Here is a 2,865-nt window from a genome sequence, read left to right on the forward strand (position 1 = left end):
CAGCCGGCTGGGCACCTCGGGTGCCTACATCAGTTGCGTCGAGCTGGGGCACAGCATGCCCGGCGGTCGCTTCCTGCGTTCGCTGCACCGCGAGTTCGACGTCAACATCAATTGGCTCCTGACCGGCCTGGAACAAGAACTGCCGCCGCGCCATGGTTTTCACATCAAGGTGCTCATTGGTGACTACGTCCGCGCATCGGAGCGCGGCAAGTCGCTGGTCATGGCGGTCGCGAGCTTCCTGGTAAGCCGGCGCGGCTGAGAGCGGTCGCCGGTTACGCCCCCGCTGCTGCCGTCCGGCGGGGGTGTCACTGGTTCGGCACGGTGCTGCTGGCCCCGGCGCGGTCGTGGGGACTGGGATACGGGCGGCTCACGCGGGTGCGTCCGTTCAGAGGAGAAGACATGTTCAGTGAAGAAATCGGGGGGAGGATCAAGGAGATCCGCCTCGCCCACGGCCTGAGCCAGCGCGAGCTGGGTCAGCGCCTCAATACATCGACCGGCCACATCAGCTGGCTGGAAGCCGGCAAGGCCATGCCGGGCGGGGAGCTGCTGTTGCAGCTCTACCGCGAATTTGCGGTCGATCTCAACTGGCTGCTGACCGGCAGCGAGCCGGACGTCCTGCCGCAGGAAAGCGATTCGGACGTCAGGCTACTGGTCGACCATTACTGCCGCACGGACGTGCAAGGCCGGGAGATCATCCGCACACTGGCCAGTTACGCCGGCCGCACTGCAGCCTGAGCGATCTGCATGGCCGCTGCGCAGATACCCCGCTCGGAGGGTGCGGTCAGCGTCCCGCTGCGTTGGCCGGCGACGCCTGTGCCGCGGCCGCGAGGATGGCGGCGCGCGCCTGCACGTCGCGGTTGAGCCGCCAGACCAGTACCGAGGCCAGCAGCGTGGTACCGACAATGACGTAACCGACGACGTCGAAATGCTGCAACTGGCCATCCGCCCCCAGCGTGACGATATGTCCGGCCACGATTGAGGCCACACCCCCCGAGAGCTGCTGGATGGAGGCGCTGATGGCATTGAAGGAACCGCGCTGGGTAGTCGCCGGGACCGAAGAGACCAGGGCCTGGAATGGAATCATGCGCGAGAAGATGCCCAGGAACAGCACGGCATTGACCAGCACGATCATCGGTACCGTCACCGGTCCCAGATGCGTGTAGATCAGCACCATGATGATGGACAGTACGGCACCGAAGACGAAGACCCGGAACTTGCCCACCTTGTCGGCCGCGCGTCCGATCAGCGGACCGAAGGCGATGGTGCACAGGCCGGTGACCAGATAGACCGTCGGCAGGTGATGCAGGTCGATGCCCAGGTTGCCGACCAGATAGGCGCTGCTGAACGGCATGAGCATGAAGCCGCCCGTCATCAGCAGGGCCGTGGTGGCAAACGCGGTCAGGTAGCGCGGCTCCGTGATGGTGTGGTAGAGGTGCATCCACGCCGTGTGTTCCTGCCTGAGCTTGAGGTGGCCGTCCACCGGTTGCATCTTGAAGCTGACCACGATCCCGCCCACTGCGCCCAGCGCGGCCATGGCCAGGAAGGGGACATGCCAGTTCCAGGTATTGGAGAGATAAAGCCCGATCGGAATGCCCAGCACCTGGCTGGCCGCGAAGGCCGTCTGGATGATGCCCATGACGCGTCCCCGCAGCTGCGGCGCGAACAGATCGGTGGCGATGGCCAGCGTGATGGAACCGATCACGCCCCCGAACAGGCCGGTGACGATACGCGCGATCAGCAGACTTTCGAAACTCTGCGCCAGACCGCACCACACTGTCCCCAGCACGAAGCCGGAATAGAAGAACAGCAAGAGCCGCTTGCGGTCGAAGCGGTCGGCAAAACCGGCCGTGAGCAAGCCGGAGGCCCCGGCACTGAAGGCATAGGCCGAGACCACCAGCCCGAACTGCTGCGGCGTGATCCGCATGGCGGGCATGATCACGGCACCCAGCGGCGACATCAGCATGAAATCGAGAATGACCGCAAATTGCAGGAAGGCCAGCAGACCGACGACGGTCTTCTGGTAGCGCGTGAATCCCGCCGGGGCGGGCGGACTGGCAGGCTGGCGGGGAGGATGCTGACTCAAAGGGACTCCTTGGCGGATGGTCTTGTTGGCTTGTTGAAATCTTGGCCGGCGAACCGGCTGCTGCGTCGCGCCCCGCCAGCGATGGCAGGGGAGCGTGTCTGCGCTGACGAATGCGTGGCCGCGATATTGTGCCATTCCCCGACGGGCTTACGGTTGAGCAATGCAGCGGTCCGGGCGGGCCGGGTTGCAAGAGTAGGCGCAAGACCTGGCCAAGGCAAGCCGGTGATGTAAAGACCGCACAACGGGTCAAGCGGGTGATCAGCTTTCCTGGCGGCGCCTCAATGAAGAAGGGCGAGACCCGCTCCGCCGGCCCCGCCCTCAAACTGCTCAATCTGCTGGCCGACAAGGGCCTGCAGGGGGGGCTCTGGACTTCAGGCCAGAAACTTCACCTGTCCCTTACTGCTTGAGCAGGCTGCACCGGGAATCCGCCACACTGGTGAAGGCTTGTTCACCTGGGATGGTTTCCAGCAGCTTCAGGTAATCCCATGGCTTCTTCGACTCGGCCGGCGACTTGACCTGGTACAGATACATGTCATGGATGTTGCGCCCGTCGGCGCGGATGTAACCCTTGTTGTAGAAGTCATCGATGCGCGTCTTCTTCAGTTGCGCCATCACCTTGGTGGCATCATCGGTGCCGATGGCCTCCACCGCCTTCAGGTAGGTCATGGTGGCCGAGTAGGCGGCCGCCTGGTGCGTGCTGGGCATTTTCTTCATCTTCTGGTAGAAGCGCTCGGCAAACTTGCGCGAGGGCTCGTCCTTGTCCCAGTACCAGCTGTCGGTCA

The 2,865-nt window shown here is 64.2% G+C and carries 4 protein-coding genes; 2 read left to right on the plus strand and 2 right to left on the minus strand.

Annotated features, from left to right (window positions below):
* Positions 1-259, plus strand: a 259-nt coding sequence (locus tag B3873_RS14380; protein ID WP_286866870.1) for a helix-turn-helix domain-containing protein, incomplete at its 5' end; no start/stop codon positions are given.
* Between the two features lie 140 nt (positions 260-399).
* On the plus strand, positions 400-735 hold the full coding sequence (locus B3873_RS14385) for a helix-turn-helix domain-containing protein (protein WP_039785071.1): 336 nt from the start codon (positions 400-402) through the stop codon (positions 733-735).
* Positions 736-781: 46 nt separating this feature from the next.
* On the opposite strand, the gene B3873_RS14390 is transcribed toward B3873_RS14385, so the two are convergent.
* Entirely contained in the window at positions 782-2,083 is a 1,302-nt protein-coding gene (locus tag B3873_RS14390) for an MFS transporter (protein WP_286866873.1), read from the minus strand.
* Positions 2,084-2,479: 396 nt separating this feature from the next.
* Positions 2,480-2,865: ABC transporter substrate-binding protein (locus tag B3873_RS14395; protein WP_286866875.1), on the minus strand; the 386-nt coding region annotated here is incomplete at its 5' end.

This window comes from Herbaspirillum sp. UBA812 (assembly GCF_002296545.1).
GTDB lineage: Bacteria > Pseudomonadota > Gammaproteobacteria > Burkholderiales > Burkholderiaceae_D > Herbaspirillum > Herbaspirillum huttiense.